Raw genomic sequence first — 17,132 nt, 5'->3', positions numbered from 1 at the left:
GTTTTAGATGGATAATAGTCATCGGCTTCTTTGTGGTTTGTGTTTTGTTTGGCGACTAACATCAGATCACAATTGAAGCCTTTTTTCTATCTAATTCATGCTCTTACCGCTTAAGATCCTGTCTATGAATCTCGGCTACAAAGTGACATCACCCGCTCCACATCGGCAATAAAGTGCTTCCAGGCCGATGTGCAGGCATCAAGGATGTCGTCGTAATCCTTGAAGCTGCGATTAGCCAACACATGCTGACGAAGCCAGCTCCATACCTGTTCAATGGGATTGAGTTCGGGAGAATAGGGAGGGAGCTTGATCAGGCTGAGATTGGGGAAGTCATCCGCACATTCCATGGTATGCCATCCGGCGCCGTCCATGATCACCACCGCATGACGACCCGGCTTTGTTCGTGCTGCAATCAGTGCCAAGTGCTGCTTCATCACCTCCCGGTTTACCAGAGGACTGAGCAAGGCTTCCGTTGTCCCGGTTGCAGGGCAGACGGCACCGAAGAGATAGACGTACTCGAATTGTTGTTGCTGAATAGCTCGGGGGCGACTGCCACGCCTGGCCCACAGTCGGGTAGTCGTATTTTGTTGACCAAACCGGGCTTCGTCCTGAAACCAGACATCGACATTGGCAAGCGCAACATGACCCGGGATGTTAAGGATCGTTTCCAGCTGGAAGTTTTTTAAAAGCTTCCTGCACCTGCCCATCCTGCTTCGGATGTCGTGAGCGACTGGTTATCCAGGAAAACCCCAGCTCTCTGAGGAGGCGGTAGACATTGGAGAGTTCATAGGCCACACCAAACTCTCGTTCGATATACGTTTGAATATCAGTACCTTGCAGTCGTCCCCCGATGGCCAGCCGGCTTTGTTGGTCGATATATTCGCTAAGCTGGGATAGCTGTTCGGCGCCGAGCTTGGCGGGTCGGCCTGGTGGACGGACACTATCCAGCCCCGCCACGCCGTGTAGCAAGAAGTTGCTCACCCATTTGTTGACACTTGTGCGGCTGACTTTGAGAAAGCGGGCAATGTCAGTTCTGGAATGACCTTCTTGAAAGTGTGCTAACGCCAGGAATCGCATGCGTTTCCTGGCGTTGGTTTCTGCCTTGGCGAGGGCCAAGAAATCGATTGGATCGGACATACTGAGTACAGTGAAACCAGAATAGAGCAATTAGATCACATCTTTAATCTGATTGGTATAACAAACATGAATAAAAACACTATTTTATTCCATTCTTACGCTGTTCATGTCGTATATATTCGATAACGGCACTCACATCGTCATGTTCCAGGTCCGGAATGGCCGGCATATCACCAAAGGGCCAGTGATGAGCCCTGACGCCATTTTCTACCGCAAGGTAAAAAGCCCTGTCACCATGATGAGATGGCTCGTAAATTTTGTGTATAAAGGGAGGCCCCTGCCTGCCTCCTTGCAGGGTATCACCATGACAGCTTGCACAGTTGTCACTGTATAACTGCCTGCCAAGGTTCAACCTCTCTTTTTCTTCTTCCGTTATCGCAGTCATTAAGCCTTTATTAAACAACGCATATAAAACCACTGGCAGAGCAACGACGGCGATGCCGGACCAGATGACCGTCTTGGATGATTTCATCACCATTATCCCTATACCCCGTGAGTCCAGGAAAAACGGCATGGGGCCAGGCCCCATGCCGTCGCCAATTACATCACCTGGATAGCCCCCTTCATCCCGGCTTCCATATGGCCGGGCAGCAGGCAGGCGAAGTCGACGGTGCCGGCCTGATCGAACTGCCACACCAGGCCGCCCATCTGGCCGCCCTGGAGGCTGATCATATTAGGCTCGGCATGGTGCATGTCCGGCATCTGCCGCATCATCTCGGCGTGCTCCAGCAGTGCCTCGGCATTGCCGATCACCAGTTCGTGCTCCAGTTTGCCGGCATTCTTGACGAAAAACCGCACCGTTTCCCCGGCCTTGACCTCTATGTGAGCGGGGGAAAAACGCATATCGTCGCTCATCACGACTTCGATGGTGCGGCTGACGTCGGCGGCCTTGCCGGGTTGGCCGACGCCATGCGTGCCCTGGTTCATCGAGGCCATGTCATGGCCCTGGTGGCCGCCATGTTCGCCAGCGGCCAGGGCCAGCCCGGGCAGGAGGGTCAGCATGATCACGGACAGTGTCTTTTTCATCTTGTTTTTCCTTGTCGTCAGTTTATTGCGGTGTATTAAATGGCGTTAAAACCAGAAGCGGACGCCGGCCACCCAGCGGGTTTCCTGGGTCGATTCACCCTCGGCCCTTACCATGTCCGCGGTATTGCCCAGGGTGGCGGCCCATTCCCAGCCCACATAAGGGGCAAACTGGCGGCTGAGCTCGTAACGCAGGCGGGCGCCGGCCACCAGTTCGGACAGCCCTTTGCCCTGGCCTCGCTCGGCATCGTCTTTGCCATAGGCGCTCAGTTCAGCCCTGGGCTGCAATACCAGCCGCTGGGTCAGCAGCAGTTCGTATTCCGCCTCCAGCGCCAGCGCCGTCTGCCCCTGCTCGCCCAGGTAGGCGGTGGCATCCACCTCGAACCAGTAGGGGGCCAACCCCGAGATGCCCAGGGCCAGCCAGCCCTGATCCGGGCCATGGCCGGTGTCGTAACGCACCCCGAGCTCGGTATTCCAGAATGACGATACCGCGTGGCTCCACAGCAGCTCGGTGCTGGCCTCTTCCAGCCGCCCTCCGATGAGGTCGCCTTCCGCCTTCAGTACCGCCCGATCGTAGTCGCGGCCGACCCAGGCGCGGGTGTCGTACACCCAGGCATGGCCTTCACCGGCATCGACCCGCTCCAGCCGGTCCACCAGCACCCCGCCGAACAGGTGTTCGTCCGCCAGCCGGAGCTGGCGTGGCCCGGGCAGCGCATAGGGGCCTTCATCCAGGGTGAAGCCGCCGGAATAGGCATGGGGATCCCGGGCATCCGTCGGCGCCGATCCGCCCTGCATCTGCATATCGCCGTGGTCCATGCCCTGCATCTGGCCGTGGTCCATGCCCTGCATCTGGCCGTGGTCCATACCCTGCATCTGGCTGTGGTCCATGCCCTGCATCTGGCCGTGGTCCATGCCCTGCATCTGGCCGTGGTCCATGCCCTGCATCTGGCCGTGGTCCATGCCCTGCATCTGGCCGTGGTCCATGCCCTGCATCTGGCCGTGGTCTGCCTGGCTTGTTTGATGTTGTGGCACATCGGCTGCTGTGGTCCCATGGCCCGCATGGGGCTCCTGGGCCCAGGCGGACGCCGCCGGCAACACCGCCAGCGCCAGTAAAGTGTTGTTCCATCCGGATTTCATTTGGGCTTTCCTCCTGCTCATGACACCACCACCATGCGGAACATACCCGCGTCCATATGGAACATCAGGTGGCAGTGCCAGGCCCAGCGGCCCAGGGCGTCGGCGGTCACCAGAAAGCTGATCCGCTGGGCCGGCTGCACCGGTATGGTATGGCGACGAACCAGAAAATTCCCCTCCGGGCTTTCCAGCTCGCTCCACATGCCGTGCAGGTGCATGGGGTGGGTCATCATGGTGTCGTTGTGCAGTATGATGCGCACCCGCTCCCCGTAGCTCAGGTGGATGGGGGTGGAGTTGCCGAATTCGACCCCGTCGAAGGACCAGGTGTAGCGCTCCATGTTGCCGGTGAGGTGCAGTTCGATTTCCCGCTCCGCCGGGCGCGGATCCAGGGGTCCGCCGGGAGTGCGCAGATCGGCCAGGGTCAGCACCCGGCGGCCGTTGTCGCGCAGGCCCACGCCGGGATCGTCCAGGTTGGTGCGCGGCATGTCCACCCGCATGTCGACACTGGGACCGTACTCGGTGCTGGCGTGCCTGACTTCGCTGCTGGCCACGGCCAGGCCGCCGGTCATGGTGCCGTGTCCCATAGCACCGTGATCCATGCCCGCCATGCTGCCATGATCCATACCGGCCATGGCACCGTGGTCCATCCCGGCCATATTGCCGTGGCCCATGGCCGCATGATCCATGCCCGCCATGGCACCGCCATGGGCGCCGTGATCCATGGCGCCCATCATGTCGGCCATGGTCAGTTGCTGGACCGGATCGATCGGCGGCACGGCGGCGCTCAGCCCCTCGCGGGTGGCCAGGGTGCCCCGGGCGTAGCCGGTTCTGTCCATGGCCTGGGCGAACAGGGTGTAGGCCTCGGCGGTGGGCTCCACGATCACGTCGTAGGTTTCACCGGGGCCGAAGCGGAACTCGTCCACGTCCACCGGCTCGACATTCAGGCCATCCGCCTGCACCACGGTCAGCTTGAGGCCGGGAATGCGCACGTCGTAAAAGGTATTGCCGGCCCCGTTGATAAAGCGCAGGCGTACCCGCTCGCCGGGTTTGAACAAGGCCGTCCAGTTGCCCGCCGGGGTGGTGCCGTTCATCAGGTAGGTCAGGGTCTCGGCCGACAGATCCGCCAGATCGGTCGGGCTCATGCGCATCTGGTTCCACATCTGCCGTTTAGCAAGAGCGCTGCCCACGCCGCCATCGGCCATATCGCGGAAAAAATCGACGACCGTCGGCTGGTTGAAGTTGTAGAAATCGCCCTGGTTCTTGAGTTTGCCGAATACCCGCATGGGGTTTTCGTCGGTCCAGTCGGACAGCAGCACCACATGCTCGCGCTCGGCGATGATGGGCTCGGCCTCGGCCGGATCGATGATCAGGGCGCCGTACATGCCGGTCAGCTCTTGCATGCCGGAGTGGGAGTGATACCAATAGGTGCCGCTCTGCTCCAGCCGGAAGCGGTAGGTAAAGGTTTCGCCGGGGGCGATGCCGGCAAAGCTGATGCCGGGCACCCCGTCCATCTCGTAGGGCAGTATGATGCCGTGCCAGTGGATGGAGGTGGGCTCCTTGAGCTTGTTGACCACCCGGATGGTAACCTCGTCCCCTTCGCGCATGCGCAGGGTGGGTGCCGGAATGGAGCCGTTGATGGTGGTGGCCATGCGCCGCTTGCCGGTGAAATTGACCGGTGACTCGTCGATCACCAGCTCGAATTCGGTGCCGGTCAGCACCGGTGCCGACCCGGTCAGGGTGCCCGGACTGGCCGCCCGGGCGGGTGTTAGCAGGGGCGACAGCCCCAGGGCCACGCCACCGGCGGCCAACCCCTGCACAAAACGCCGGCGCGGCAGGTCCGGCATTCGATTGGAATGCGTCATCTCGTTCCCCTCTCCCTATTTGGCTTATTTGTATTTCATTGCGCTGGATCATACAAAGCGGCCACTTTCCGGGAGATGACGCCATCATTACAACCTTGTAATGATAGTGTCATGGACGGGTCAGGTAGCAGGGCTAGCCTTGAGCTGACACCCCGGCCGTGCTAAAGCTAACGCACCGCACACCATGATGAATCCGTTGATGAAACTGCTGGTCATAGAAGACGAAATCAAAACCGGAGACTACCTGCACCGGGGGCTGAGCGAGGCCGGTTTTGTGGTGGATCTGGCGCGTACCGGGCTGGATGGCCACCACCTGGCGATGGTCGAACCCTACGATCTCATCATCCTCGACGTGATGCTGCCCGACGTGGACGGCTGGCGCATAGTGCAGTCGCTGCGCGACGAGGGCCGGCAGGTACCGGTGCTGTTCCTGACCGCCCGCGACAGCGTGGAAGACAGGGTCAAGGGGCTGGAGCTCGGCGCCGACGACTACCTGGTCAAGCCCTTCGCCTTTGCCGAACTGCTGGCCCGGGTGCGCTCCCTGCTGCGCCGGGGCAGCGCCGCCCCCCAGGATGACCGCCTGCAGGTGGCCGATCTCACCCTGGAGCTCTCCCGGCGCCGGGTCAGCCGGGGCGCCGAGCGCATCCATCTCACCAACAAGGAGTTCGCCCTGCTGGAGCTGCTGGTGCGCCGCCAGGGCGAGGTGCTGCCCCGCTCGCTGATCGCCTCCCTGGTATGGGACATGAACTTCGACAGCGACACCAACGTGATCGACGTGGCCATCCGCCGGCTGCGCGCCAAGATCGACGACGGCTTCGAGCCCAAATTGATCCAGACGGTGCGCGGCATGGGCTATACCCTGGAAGCACGCGGCTGATCGGCCAGGGCACCGCACCGTGGTCCACCGTAGGTCCACTTCAGTGGACCTTTTTCCACCAACGGCGCCGGGGTTCGGTCGAATAAATTCGACCCTACGACGACCCTACAAAATGCGCCGGGCCTGCCGTAGGGTCCGTTTCAACGGACCTTTTCCATCACGGTGCCGGGATTCGGTCGACTGAAGTCGACCCTACCAAAGGTCCAACGGCGGGGCCCAGGGCAATAAAGCAGCAGTCGCGCCGGCAAGGGTTGCATTCAAAAGGGGTTTTGCTAGACTGGCCGCTCTTCGATGGTGGCCCCGTTGGTCCTCTCGCATCGAAACCTTGTCGACCTGGTCAGGCCCGGAAGGGAGCAGCCAAGGCGAGGATCTTCGAGTGCCGGGATGCGGCTGGCGGGCGCCACCTCCAATTTTCTGCCTTTTTCTCCCCCTATTCTTTTCTCTCAGCCTGGCTCGTTGCAGTTGTAGGCGCCCGTTTACGTGGCGCGAACCGGCGGCTACGCAGGTTGTGCCTGGCGGCCCGCCTGCCTTCGCGCGCAGCGCGAACCTTTACCGGGTTATGCCGGCTAAAGCGGCACCTACAGCTGTACCTACAGCGATACAAACCTACACCTCGGTGCCACCCTTATGCGGGCGGGCCGCCCGCGCCCCAAGGCCTCATGCGAGTGAGCCGCCCGCGCCCCAGGCTAGAACGGGAACACCAGGGGCACCAGGATAAGCACGCCCGCCGAGTAGAGCAGGCTGACCGGCAGCCCCGCCTTCAGGTAGTCCAGCATGCGGTAGCGGCCGGGGGAATACACCATCAGGTGGGTCTGGTAGCCGAAGGGCACCATAAAGCAGGCGCTGGCGCCGAAGGCCACCGCCATGATAAATGGCATGGGCTCGGCGCCGAAGGCCTGGGCGGTGGAAAGGCCGATGGGAAAGGCCAGGGCGGCGGCGGCGTTGTTGGTGACGGTTTCGGTCAGCACCAGGGTGATCAAAAACACCCCGATAAAGGCGCCGTACACCCCGTAACCGTCGAACAGGGTGCGCATGGTGTCGGCCACCAGTTGGGCGCCGCCCGAGCTTTCCAGCGCCTTGGCCACGGTCAGGGCCGAGCCGATGATCAGCATCAGCTCGAACGGAAAGCGCCGGCGCAGCTCGCTCAGGGTGAGGATGCGGCTCAGCAGCAGCGCCGCCAGCAGGATCAGCAGACCGTTCAGCAGCGGCACCAGCCCCAGGGCGGCCAGGCCGATCACGGCGCCAAAGCCGGTAAAGGCGAACAGGCTCTGGCGGTTGCTGAGCTTGGGCCGCTGCAGGGTGCCGTTCAGCACATGGAAGTTGCGGTCGATATTGCGATGCTGCATAAAATCCGCGCCCACCGCCAGCAGCAGGCTGTCGCCCACCTTGAGCGGGATCTGGCCCAACTGGCCGGTCAACCGGCGCTGGCCGCGGCGGATGCCCACCACGCCGGCGTTGAACATGGTGCGAAAATCCACTTCCCGCAGGGTGCGCTTGGCCAGCTCCGACTCGTTGGAGATCACCACCTCCACCAGGTTGGAGGCCAGCAGATCGTCGGCCTGGGCACCGAACACCTGCAGGCCGGCAAAGCGCTGCAGGGCCTGCACCTTCTCCACCTCGCCGGTAAACACCAGGATGTCCCCTTCCTGCAGGATCTCGTCGGGGGAAACCGGGCTGAGCAGCCGCTCCTGGCGCACCAGCTCCAACAGGAAGAGGCCGTCCAGGCTGCGCAACTGGTTGGCCTCTATGCTGCGGCCGATCAGCGGCGACCCCTGCATCACCTGGGCCTCGAGAAAGTAGGCCTGAGCCGCCTCCCGGTCCTGCATGGAGTGGCGGGGCAGCAGGCGGGCGCTGAACAACAGCCCCAGCAGGCACAGCGCCGCTACCGGCACGCCCACCGCCGCAAACTGGAACATGCCGAGCGGCGGCAGGCCGGCGTTCACCACGAAGGAGTTCACCACCAGGTTGGTGGACGTGCCCACCAGGGTGGTGACGCCGCCGAAAATGGAGGCGTAAGACAGCGGGATCAGCAAGCGGGAGGCGGGAATGTAGCGCTGGCGCGAAATCACCCCGAGCAATGACCCCACCACGGCGGTATTATTGAGAAAGGCAGACAGGGTGGCGGTAACGCCCATCAGCCGCAGGCTGGCCAGCGACTCCCGGCCCTTGAGCAGGGCATCGGAAAACCGGTCGAGCAGCGGCGAGCGTTCCAGCGCCAGCGACACCAGCAGCAGCACCAGCAGGGTGATCAGCGCCGGGTTGGAAAAGCTGCCCAGCAGCGCCTGCTGCTCTACCACCCCCAGCAACACATAACCCACGGCCCAGGAGGTAAACAGCACCGCCGGCGAAAAACGTCCTTGTATCAGCAAGGCCAACAGGGCTCCGATTGATGCTAATACCAAATAGGCTGACATATATAACCACTCGCTCTTTAAGCAGGGCTATCATTGTAATCATATATCAAATAAACTGGACATACTGAATATCTATAACATTTAGTTATTAGCATAATCCATAGGCGAGAACAGTAGCATTATGAATCTGACGCACCTGCAACGGCTGGAAGCCGAAAGTATCCATATCATGCGGGAAGTGGTGGCCGAGGCCGAAAACCCGGTCATGCTTTACTCCGTGGGCAAAGACAGCGCCGTCATGCTGCACCTGGCGATGAAGGCCTTCTATCCGTCGGTCCCCCCCTTCCCCCTGCTGCACGTGGATACCCGCTGGAAGTTCCGCGACATGTACGCCTTCCGCGACCAGATGGCCGAGAAGCTCGGCATGGATCTGCTGGTGCACATCAATCCCGAGGGCATCGAGAAGGACATCAACCCCTTCACCCACGGCTCCGCCATTCATACCGACGTGATGAAAACCGAGGGCCTCAAGCAGGCGCTCGACAAGTACGGCTTCGATGCCGCCTTCGGCGGGGCCCGCCGCGACGAAGAAAAATCCCGCGCCAAGGAGCGCATCTTCTCCTTCCGCACCGCCCAGCACCGCTGGGACCCCAAGAGCCAGCGCCCCGAGCTGTGGAAGCTGTACAACGCCCGCAAGCACAAGGGCGAGTCCATCCGCGTCTTCCCCCTCTCCAACTGGACCGAGCTCGACATCTGGCAATACATCTACCTGGAGCAGATCCCCATCGTGCCCCTGTACTACGCCGCCGAGCGCCCGGTGGTGGAGCGCGACGGCGCCCTCATCATGGTAGATGACGAGCGCATGCCGCTCAAACCCGGTGAAGTGCCGATGATGAAGAAGGTACGCTTCCGCACCCTGGGCTGTTATCCGCTCACCGGCGCCGTGGAGTCCGAGGCCGACACCCTGCCCGCCATCATCCAGGAAATGCTGCTCACCAAAACCTCCGAACGCCAGGGCCGGGTCATCGACCACGACTCCGCCGCCTCGATGGAGAAGAAAAAGCAGGAAGGGTACTTCTGACACTTTTAGTCGCAGGGTCGAATGTATTCGACCCGATCACGGCGCCGTTATCGGCACGGTCCACTGACGTGGACCCTACGGCGCGGCCCGTAGGGTCGAATTTATTCGACCGAACACGGCGCCGGCAAACAACATCTATATATTCCCAGGCGGCGCCTGGGAGTCAGGCACAAGAGGATTATTAATCATGGCGCACCAATCCGACCTCATCGCCACCGATATCGAGCAATACCTGAAGCAGCACGAGCACAAGAGCCTGCTGCGCTTTATCACCTGCGGCAGCGTCGACGACGGCAAGAGCACCCTCATCGGCCGGCTGCTGTACGAGTCCAAGATGCTGTTCGAAGACCAGCTCGCCGCCATGGAGGCCGACTCCAAGAAATGGGGCACCCAGGGGGACGAGATCGACTTCGCCCTGCTGGTCGACGGCCTGGCCGCCGAGCGCGAGCAGGGCATCACCATCGACGTGGCCTACCGCTTCTTCTCCACCGACAAGCGCAAGTTCATCGTGGCCGACACCCCCGGACACGAGCAGTACACCCGCAACATGGTGACCGGCGCCTCCACCGCCGACGCCGCCATCCTGATGGTGGACGCGCGCAAGGGCATCCTTACCCAGACCCGCCGCCACAGCTACCTGATGTCGCTGCTCGGCATCCGCCACATCGTGGTCGCCATCAACAAGATGGACCTGGTGGGCTATTCCGAAAAGACCTTCCGCACAATAGTGGAAGAATACAGCCAGTTCGCCGAGCAACTGGGGCTCAAGCAGATCACCTATATCCCCATGTCGGCGTTCAAGGGTGACAACATCATCACCCACGGCGACAACATGCCCTGGTACCACGGCACCACCCTGATGGGCTACCTGGAAACCGTGGAAGTGGACGACACCCGCATGCAGAAGGCCCCCTTCCGCCTGCCGGTACAGTGGGTCAACCGCCCCAACCTGGACTTCCGCGGCTTCTCCGGCACCGTGGCCAGCGGTATCATCAAGCCCGGCGACCGCATCCGGGTGCAGCCCTCCGGCAAAGAGAGCCACGTGGCCCGCATTGTGGTGCACGGCGGCGACCTGCCCCAGGCGGTGGCCGGCCAGTCGGTAACCCTGACCCTCACCGACGAAATCGACATCTCCCGCGGCGACGTCATCTCCACCGCCGAGGAGCCGGCGCAAACCGCCGACCAGTTCGAAACCACCCTGGTGTGGATGCACGAAGACGCCATGCTGGCGGGCCGGCCCTACCTGCTGAAGATCGGCACCAAGACGGTCACCGCCACCATCACCGACATCAAGTACCAGGTGAACGTCAACACCCTGGAGCACACCGCCGCCAAGAAGCTGGAGCTCAACGCCATTGGCGTGTGCAACATCAGCCTGGACCGGGCCATCGCCTTCGACGACTACCAGCACAACAAGGACACCGGCGGCTTTATCCTGATCGACCGGCTCAGCAACACCACCGTGGCCGCCGGCATGCTGCACTTCGCCCTGCGCCGCAGCCAGAACATCCACTTCCAGCACGTGGACGTGGATAAAGAGGCGCGTGCCCTGGCCAAGGGCCAGAAGCCGGCGGTGCTGTGGTTTACCGGCCTGTCCGGCGCCGGCAAGTCGACCATCGCCAACCTGGTGGAGAAGAAGCTGCACGCCCAGGGCCGCCACACCTACCTGCTGGACGGCGACAACGTGCGCCACGGCCTGAACAAGGACTTGGGCTTTACCGACGCCGACCGGGTGGAGAACATCCGCAGGGTGGCGGAAGTGTCCAAGCTGATGGTGGACGCCGGCCTGATTGTGCTCACCGCCTTTATCTCGCCGTTCCGCTCCGAGCGCCGGATGGCGCGCGAGCTGCTGGCCGAGGGCGAGTTTATCGAGGTGCACGTGGACACCCCGCTGGCGGTGGCCGAAGAGCGTGACGTGAAGGGACTGTACAAAAAGGCCCGCCGCGGCGAGCTGAAGAACTTCACCGGCATCGACTCCGCCTACGAGCAGCCGGAGAACCCGGAAATCCGCCTGGATACCACCGCCCTCAGCGCCGAAGCCGCCGCCGATGAAATCATCGCGGCCCTCAAGCACCGGGGCATTATCCTGGACTAACACGGCCCCGCAAGGTCGGATTGATTCGACCGAACCCGGCACCGGGGGCAGGATTGGTCCATTGAAATGGACCCTACAACCGCCCCTTGGCAAGTCCGGCGCAAGCCGGCAAATAAATGCAAAAGGCCGGCGCCTTTACAGGCGCCGGCCTTTCTTTTTGTGCTTTGTCCCGCTTATTCGGCGGCGGCGGCCTGACGCTCCACCTTGTCCACCAGCCGGGTCCAGTAGCCCAGAACCAGCTTTTGATCCTCGTCGTTCAGCTCGCCGCTCAAGATGGCCTGGTTGAGGCTGGTTTTGACCCTGGCTTTCACATCCCGGATATGGTTGCGGCCGGACAACTCGCTCTGGGCCACCGCCAGGGTGATGTGCCCGCGCAGGTAGCCGCCGGCGAACAGCTGATCGTCGCTGGCGTCGGCCACCTGGGCGTCTATTTCCGCCAGCAGCAGGCGTTCGAATTCAAAAATGTTCATCTATTGAGCCTCGTCTTCCGGGTTTGCCACCCGGACCAGAACTTCATCATGATAGCCAGTGATCACCCGGATCAGGCCGCCGAGTTCGCGGTCGAGTGCGGGATCATTGGTGTCCACTCGCAACGGGCGCCCTTGCAGCGAATTGAGCTTCGATTTGGTCGCCAGTAGCCAGATATTGTCGCGTCCCACGGCCCGGATGAGCTGGGGACTAAGCTGCTGATTGCCACGGCCGAAGATATGGCCCTGGCCCCCGATCAGGGTGATCACCAGCTTGCAGGGTTTGTCCTTGATCCATTCATACAGGCCTCTGGCGTCCAGATCCGAGGCGAGCAGGCGTTTCTGGTACACCAGATCCACGCCCAACAGGGTATTGTTAAGGCCGAGCCGCTCCATCACCGCCGCCACCGTGGTGCCCGAACCCATGATAAAGTAGCAGTCGTCGTGCTCTTCCATGCGTTCGATCACCTCGTCGGCGATGTCGGTGAGCACCAGTTCGGCGGATTCCTTGCCGGCGACCTTGACCGCCTGCACATAATTGAGTTCGCCGGGGATCAGCATCTCGCCGTAACGGCGGGCCCGCACCCGGCCCTCGCGGAAGGCGGCCTCGTCGATGTCCATCACCTCCGCTTCCACCAGGCTCACCGGTTCGCCACGCACCAGCCTGGCCAGCAGCCGGCCGGTGCCGGCGGGAGTGACGCCGTACACCCCGGAGTGGATTTTCACCCCGGCGGGGATGCCGAGCACGCACAGCCGCTCCGGCACCTCGGCGCAGATGTCCCGGGCGGTGCCGTCACCACCGGCGAACAGCAGCAGATCGATGCCCTGCGCCACCAGCAGCGGCACTGCCCGGTGGGTGTCCTCGGCGGTGCTGGGGCTGGCGGCCTGGTAGCAAACCTCGAACGGCAGCCCGAGGGAGCGGCACACCGTTTCGCCCATGTCGCCGGACACGGTGTAGATAGTGACATGATCCTTCAGCGCCACCAGCTCCGCCAGGGCCAGGCTGCTGCGCTGCAGGGCCCGGGGCTCGGCGCCCAGGGCCAGGGCCTGCTCGGCCATGCCGTCGCTGCCCTTGAGGGCCACACTGCCGCCCAGGCCCGCCAGGGGGTTGATAATCAGGCCAATCTTGAACATCCGCCTTCCTCTGTCAGTCAAAGTCCGCCGCGCTCAGGCCCGGCCGGCCGTAGTGTTGCCGCAGCACGTCCATAAAGATCCGGGCCCGGGCCGGAAAACCCTCGGCCAGGTAGCGTAGCGCCTGCTCCCGCACCCGGGCCCGGAAGGCGTGGCGATCCGGATCCACGCAGCCATTCAGGTTGTCGCAGCTCACGTTGAAGGGAAAACCGCAGCACAACGACAGCGCCCATTCGATGGCCTGGGGCTTCACCTCCACCGCCTCGAAGGCCGCCTGGGCCTCGGCATCCCGGCCGTCCGGATGGTACCAGTAGCCGTAGTCCGGTTGCTGTCGGCGCGCCTCCCCCGCCAGCAGCCAGTGGGCCACCTCGTGCAGGGCACTGGCGAAAAAACCATGAGCAAAAATAATGCGATGGTACGGCACTTCGGCGTCGGCCGGCAGGTAGATGGGCTCGTCGTCCCCCAGCTCGAGGCGGGTATTGTACGTGTCGGCGAAGCTTTGGTTAAACAGGGAAATCAGATCCCGGTAGCAAAATGACATAATAAAAAGCGGCCCTCGATTCAGGGCCGCTATTTTACCCGGCTGGGGTGGGTACACAAGAGGCACGGCGCCGGGTTTAAGCGGGCGGGCCACCCGCCCCCCAAGACCAATACCACCACCGGCGCCGGATTCGGTCGAATAAATTCGACCCTACAGGTGGGGTGGTGCCGCGCGCGGTCGAATAAATTCGACTTACAGTTTGGGCGTGGTGGTCGCCACCTCGGCGTTCTGGGCCCGGTTCAGCAGCAGGTGGTCGAGCAGCACTATGGCCATCATCGCCTCGGCGATGGGCACGGCGCGGATGCCGACGCAGGGGTCGTGGCGGCCGCGGGTCACCATTTCGGTGGGGTTGCCCTGCACGTCTATGGTGTTGCCCGGCACCATGATGCTGGAGGTGGGCTTGAGCGCGATGCTGGCCACTATGTCCTGGCCGCTGGAAATGCCGCCCAGTATGCCGCCGGCATGATTGCTGGCAAAGCCCTCGGGGGTGAGCTCGTCCCGGTGCTCGGAGCCCTTCTGCTCCACCACCGCGAAGCCGTCGCCGATCTCCACGCCCTTGACCGCGTTGATGCTCATCAGGGCATGAGCGAGGTCGGCGTCCAGCCGGTCGAACACCGGCTCGCCCAGGCCCACGGGCACGCCCTGGGCCACCACCTGGATCTTGGCGCCGATGGAGTTGCCCTCTTTTTTCAGCTCGCGCATGTACTCGTCCAGCGCCTCCAGCTTGCCGGCGTCGGCGAAGAAGAAGGGGTTGGTTTCGATGATGCTTTGGTCGAAGGCCTCGGCCTTGATCGGGCCGAGCTGGGTCAGGTGGGCATAGATGGACACGCCGTAACGGGCCAGCACCTTCTTGGCGATGGCGCCGGCGGCCACCCGCATGGCGGTTTCCCGGGCCGAGGAGCGGCCGCCGCCGCGGTAGTCGCGGATGCCGTATTTCTGGTGGTAGGTGTAGTCGGCATGCCCCGGCCGGAACAGATCCTTGATGGCGGAGTAGTCCTGGGAGCGCTGATCGGTGTTTTCGATCAGCAGGCCGATGGAGGTGCCGGTGGTCTTGCCTTCGAACACGCCGCTCAGGATCCTGACCTGATCCGCTTCCCGCCGCTGGGTGGTAAAGCGGGAGGTGCCGGGCTTGCGCCTGTCCAGATCATGCTGCAGATCCGCCTCGCTGAGTTCGATGCCCGGGGGCACGCCGTCGACCACGGCGCCCAGGGCCGGGCCGTGGCTCTCGCCGAAGGTGGAGACACGAAAGAGGGTTCCGATACTGTTCCCTGCCATTAGCTGGATTTCCTTAGTAGTAAAATTAAGTAACTGATCCTAAATACCGTGCATCGACCGGGTATCGCACGCAGACACGCCGTAAACCCGTCCCTGGGGGCTCCGCCGCGCCATCCCTGGCGCGAAGGGTCTGCTCAGCGATACCCGCTCGCTGCCACTAGGGTTCTGCTTGCAAAACCGCGATTAAAACTGGTTCCGAAAGGGCAAAAGGTCGCGCCGGCTGATCACAAAGACGCCGTGGCCGCCGTTGGCGAACTCGATCCAGGACAGGGGCAGTTCGGGATAGGCGGCTTCCAGGTGGATCTGGCTGCTGCCCACTTCCACCACCAGCACCCCGTCTTCGGTGAGAAAGTCGCAGGCCTGGGCCAGCAGGCGGCGGGTGAAGTCCAGGCCGTCGACGCCGGAGGCCAGGGCCAGCTCGGGCTCGTGGTGGAACTCCTCGGGCAGGTCGCTCATGTCCTCTTCGTCCACGTAGGGCGGGTTGGCCACGATCAGATCGTACTGGTCTCCCGCCGGCAGGGCCGAGAACAGGTCCGACTCGATGGGGATCACCTGCTGCTCCAGGCCGTGGTTCTGGATGTTGATCTCGGCCACGTCCAGCGCCTCGCGGGAGATGTCCAGGGCGTCCACTTCGGCCTCGGGAAAGGCGTGGGCCAGGGCGATGGCGATGCAGCCGGAGCCGGTGCACAAGTCCATGATGCGGCGGGGCTCGTGATCCAGCCAGGGGGCGAAGCGGCCGTCGATCAGCTCGGCGATGGGCGAGCGCGGGATCAGCACCCGCTCGTCCACATAGAATTCATAGCCGGCGAACCAGGCGGTGCGGGTGATGTAGGGGGTGGGGATACGCTGCTCGACCCGTTGTTGCAGGGCCTCCAGCAGGCGCTTGCGCTCGCTCGGCAGCAGGCGGGCATCGCGCACCTGGGGCGGGCAATCCTGCGGCAGGTGCAACAGCGGCAGTACCAGTTGCACCGCTTCGTCCCAGGCGTTGTCGGTGCCGTGGCCGTAGAACAGGCCGGCCTGCTGAAAACGGCTGACGGCAAACCGCAACCAGTCGCCTATGGTGTGCAGCTCGGTGAGCGCCTCGTCATGAAAAAGCGTGTCCAAAACCCCTCCGCCTCGATAAAATGGCTGTTTTTGACTAATCGGACGCAGACATGGCCACCACCCCTCCCCCCGAAGACGACGAACAGGCGCTCTTTAAGGAAGCGGTGCGGGGTGTCCGCAAATTGAAGCAGGATACCATAAGTCCGCACCGGGCGCCGGTCAAGGTGAAAGCGCAGCGCCAGCTGGTGCGCAAGGACAACGCCGAGGCCCACCCCTTTTCCGATCTCTACGAGCCCTGGCTGGAGCAGGAAGGGCCCACCCGCTACCGCCAGGCGGACACCTCCGCCTATGAGCTGAAAAAGCTGCGCCGGGGCGATTATGTGCCGGATCTGTTTTTGGACTTGCACGGCCTGACCCAGGAGCAGGCCAAGGAGGAGCTGTCGGCCCTGCTGCTGGCGGCCCGCCGCCAGCACGTGAAGTGCGTGTCCATCATGCACGGCCATGGCAAGCATATTCTCAAGCAGCGGCTGCCCATGTGGCTGGCCCAGCATCCCCAGGTGCTGGCCTTCCACCAGGCCACCCGGGAATGGGGTGGCGACGCCGCCCTCTTGGTATTGCTCAAGACCGAAATCTGAATCTACATCGAATGCGACAATGGTCCACTGAAGTGGCCCCTACAAAGGACCTACGGCGGACTCTGCAGATGGGTCACCTGTAGGGTCGAATTTATTCGAGCGAAAACCCAACACCGGTGCCGGAACGGCCCTTGGAGCGCGGGCGGCCCGCCCGCATGAGCCCGGCGTCGGCGGCGGGGCATCAGAAACGACAAAGGCCGGAGCTGTCCGGCCTTTCAACATGGTTGACCGCTTACGCGGAGAATCAGGCGGTTTGCGGCGCCTGCAGCCGGCCGATCAGGCGGTTGATTTCCTGCACCGTCACGCGGTGGCGTTCATCGGCGTGTTCCGGCATCACCAACATCCCCTTGGCGTACAGGAAGGCGCCGCGGCCCCGGATGTACAGGCGGCCGCTGAAGAAGGTCTTGACGTACTTGGCAATCAACAAAGGCTGATATTTCTTGAAGATACGCATAATTCACCTCTGCTTATTTCCT

General features: G+C 62.7%; 16 protein-coding genes and 1 other RNA gene. 5 read left to right on the top strand and 12 right to left on the bottom strand.

Going from position 1 to position 17,132, the window contains the following annotated elements:
• Positions 1 to 122 precede the first annotated feature (122 nt).
• The 5 genes from CGX12_RS09135 to CGX12_RS09115 form a co-directional block, all read right to left on the bottom strand.
• Positions 123 to 1,137 (bottom strand): IS630 family transposase gene (locus tag CGX12_RS09135; protein ID WP_176442035.1). Its coding sequence is split into 2 segments (ribosomal slippage): positions 123 to 684 and positions 683 to 1,137, totalling 1,017 coding nucleotides; the frame shifts between segments, so codons are not numbered across the junction.
• A 79-nt stretch (positions 1,138 to 1,216) separates the two neighbouring features.
• A complete protein-coding gene (locus CGX12_RS09130) occupies positions 1,217 to 1,609 on the bottom strand; it encodes a c-type cytochrome (RefSeq protein ID WP_217898153.1) in 393 nt (130 codons plus the stop codon).
• A 68-nt stretch (positions 1,610 to 1,677) separates the two neighbouring features.
• Positions 1,678 to 2,163, bottom strand: a complete 486-nt coding sequence (locus CGX12_RS09125) for a cupredoxin domain-containing protein (protein ID WP_094039575.1) — start codon at positions 2,161 to 2,163, stop codon at positions 1,678 to 1,680.
• 45 nt (positions 2,164 to 2,208) lie between these two features.
• The gene (locus CGX12_RS09120) at positions 2,209 to 3,297 is read right to left on the bottom strand and encodes a copper resistance protein B (protein ID WP_254918246.1); all 1,089 of its coding nucleotides are present in this window, start codon (positions 3,295 to 3,297) and stop codon (positions 2,209 to 2,211) included.
• A gap of 17 nt (positions 3,298 to 3,314) precedes the next feature.
• On the bottom strand, positions 3,315 to 5,156 hold the full coding sequence (locus CGX12_RS09115) for a copper resistance system multicopper oxidase (protein WP_094039573.1): 1,842 nt from the start codon (positions 5,154 to 5,156) through the stop codon (positions 3,315 to 3,317).
• 199 nt (positions 5,157 to 5,355) lie between these two features.
• Between CGX12_RS09115 and CGX12_RS09110 the strand changes: the two genes are divergently transcribed.
• Entirely contained in the window at positions 5,356 to 6,033 is a 678-nt protein-coding gene (locus CGX12_RS09110) for a heavy metal response regulator transcription factor (RefSeq protein WP_094039572.1), read from the top strand.
• Positions 6,034 to 6,334: 301 nt separating this feature from the next.
• An RNA gene (gene ffs, locus CGX12_RS09105) (signal recognition particle sRNA small type) lies at positions 6,335 to 6,432 on the top strand.
• Positions 6,433 to 6,719: 287 nt separating this feature from the next.
• Here ffs and CGX12_RS09100 read toward each other — a convergent pair.
• Positions 6,720 to 8,408: an SLC13 family permease gene (locus tag CGX12_RS09100; protein ID WP_254918245.1), complete on the bottom strand. Its 1,689-nt coding sequence runs from the start codon at positions 8,406 to 8,408 to the stop codon at positions 6,720 to 6,722.
• Positions 8,409 to 8,568: 160 nt separating this feature from the next.
• Here CGX12_RS09100 and cysD point away from each other — a divergent pair, with 160 nt between their 5' ends.
• Together cysD and cysN are read left to right on the top strand one after the other, a co-directional pair.
• Positions 8,569 to 9,468: a sulfate adenylyltransferase subunit CysD gene (cysD, locus tag CGX12_RS09095; RefSeq protein WP_094039570.1), complete on the top strand. Its 900-nt coding sequence runs from the start codon at positions 8,569 to 8,571 to the stop codon at positions 9,466 to 9,468.
• A 187-nt stretch (positions 9,469 to 9,655) separates the two neighbouring features.
• The gene (gene cysN / locus CGX12_RS09090; RefSeq protein ID WP_094039569.1) at positions 9,656 to 11,563 is read left to right on the top strand and encodes a sulfate adenylyltransferase subunit CysN; all 1,908 of its coding nucleotides are present in this window, start codon (positions 9,656 to 9,658) and stop codon (positions 11,561 to 11,563) included.
• Between the two features lie 173 nt (positions 11,564 to 11,736).
• On the opposite strand, the gene CGX12_RS09085 is transcribed toward cysN, so the two are convergent.
• From CGX12_RS09085 to prmB, 5 genes are all read right to left on the bottom strand, one after another.
• Positions 11,737 to 12,033: a YfcL family protein gene (locus CGX12_RS09085; RefSeq protein ID WP_094039568.1), complete on the bottom strand. Its 297-nt coding sequence runs from the start codon at positions 12,031 to 12,033 to the stop codon at positions 11,737 to 11,739.
• The gene (locus CGX12_RS09080) at positions 12,034 to 13,164 is read right to left on the bottom strand and encodes an ATP-NAD kinase family protein (protein ID WP_094039567.1); all 1,131 of its coding nucleotides are present in this window, start codon (positions 13,162 to 13,164) and stop codon (positions 12,034 to 12,036) included.
• A gap of 13 nt (positions 13,165 to 13,177) precedes the next feature.
• The gene (locus CGX12_RS09075) at positions 13,178 to 13,702 is read right to left on the bottom strand and encodes an elongation factor P hydroxylase (protein WP_094039566.1); all 525 of its coding nucleotides are present in this window, start codon (positions 13,700 to 13,702) and stop codon (positions 13,178 to 13,180) included.
• A gap of 192 nt (positions 13,703 to 13,894) precedes the next feature.
• Complete coding sequence (gene aroC / locus CGX12_RS09070) at positions 13,895 to 14,977, bottom strand: chorismate synthase (protein ID WP_094039565.1); 1,083 nt, start codon at positions 14,975 to 14,977, stop codon at positions 13,895 to 13,897.
• Positions 14,978 to 15,160: 183 nt separating this feature from the next.
• Positions 15,161 to 16,081 (bottom strand): 50S ribosomal protein L3 N(5)-glutamine methyltransferase, encoded by a 921-nt coding sequence (prmB, locus tag CGX12_RS09065; RefSeq protein WP_094039564.1) that lies wholly within the window; start codon positions 16,079 to 16,081, stop codon positions 15,161 to 15,163.
• A gap of 50 nt (positions 16,082 to 16,131) precedes the next feature.
• Here prmB and smrB point away from each other — a divergent pair, with 50 nt between their 5' ends.
• The gene (smrB, locus tag CGX12_RS09060) at positions 16,132 to 16,656 is read left to right on the top strand and encodes an endonuclease SmrB (protein WP_094039563.1); all 525 of its coding nucleotides are present in this window, start codon (positions 16,132 to 16,134) and stop codon (positions 16,654 to 16,656) included.
• Positions 16,657 to 16,900: 244 nt separating this feature from the next.
• Here the strand turns inward: smrB and CGX12_RS09055 are convergent, their stop codons facing one another.
• Positions 16,901 to 17,110 (bottom strand): DUF1107 domain-containing protein, encoded by a 210-nt coding sequence (locus tag CGX12_RS09055; protein ID WP_094039562.1) that lies wholly within the window; start codon positions 17,108 to 17,110, stop codon positions 16,901 to 16,903.
• Positions 17,111 to 17,132 lie beyond the last annotated feature (22 nt).

The organism is Zobellella denitrificans, assembly GCF_002237365.1.
Lineage (GTDB): Bacteria > Pseudomonadota > Gammaproteobacteria > Enterobacterales > Aeromonadaceae > Oceanimonas > Oceanimonas denitrificans.
This window is presented reverse-complemented; position numbering and strand designations above follow the sequence as displayed.

Excerpts from the sequence above, each read along its gene's own strand:
- CGX12_RS09075 (WP_094039566.1), bottom strand. The coding sequence starts at position 13,702 with ATGTCATTTTGCTACCGGGATCTGATTTCCCTGTTTAACCAAAGCTTC.
- CGX12_RS09125 (WP_094039575.1), bottom strand. The coding sequence starts at position 2,163 with ATGAAAAAGACACTGTCCGTGATCATGCTGACCCTCCTGCCCGGGCTG.
- cysD (WP_094039570.1), top strand. The coding sequence starts at position 8,569 with ATGAATCTGACGCACCTGCAACGGCTGGAAGCCGAAAGTATCCATATC.
- CGX12_RS09080 (WP_094039567.1), bottom strand. The coding sequence starts at position 13,164 with ATGTTCAAGATTGGCCTGATTATCAACCCCCTGGCGGGCCTGGGCGGC.
- CGX12_RS09130 (WP_217898153.1), bottom strand. The coding sequence starts at position 1,609 with ATGAAATCATCCAAGACGGTCATCTGGTCCGGCATCGCCGTCGTTGCT.
- smrB (WP_094039563.1), top strand. The coding sequence starts at position 16,132 with ATGGCCACCACCCCTCCCCCCGAAGACGACGAACAGGCGCTCTTTAAG.
- CGX12_RS09115 (WP_094039573.1), bottom strand. The coding sequence starts at position 5,156 with ATGACGCATTCCAATCGAATGCCGGACCTGCCGCGCCGGCGTTTTGTG.
- CGX12_RS09110 (WP_094039572.1), top strand. The coding sequence starts at position 5,356 with ATGAAACTGCTGGTCATAGAAGACGAAATCAAAACCGGAGACTACCTG.
- cysN (WP_094039569.1), top strand. The coding sequence starts at position 9,656 with ATGGCGCACCAATCCGACCTCATCGCCACCGATATCGAGCAATACCTG.
- CGX12_RS09085 (WP_094039568.1), bottom strand. The coding sequence starts at position 12,033 with ATGAACATTTTTGAATTCGAACGCCTGCTGCTGGCGGAAATAGACGCC.
- CGX12_RS09055 (WP_094039562.1), bottom strand. The coding sequence starts at position 17,110 with ATGCGTATCTTCAAGAAATATCAGCCTTTGTTGATTGCCAAGTACGTC.
- CGX12_RS09120 (WP_254918246.1), bottom strand. The coding sequence starts at position 3,297 with ATGAAATCCGGATGGAACAACACTTTACTGGCGCTGGCGGTGTTGCCG.
- aroC (WP_094039565.1), bottom strand. The coding sequence starts at position 14,977 with ATGGCAGGGAACAGTATCGGAACCCTCTTTCGTGTCTCCACCTTCGGC.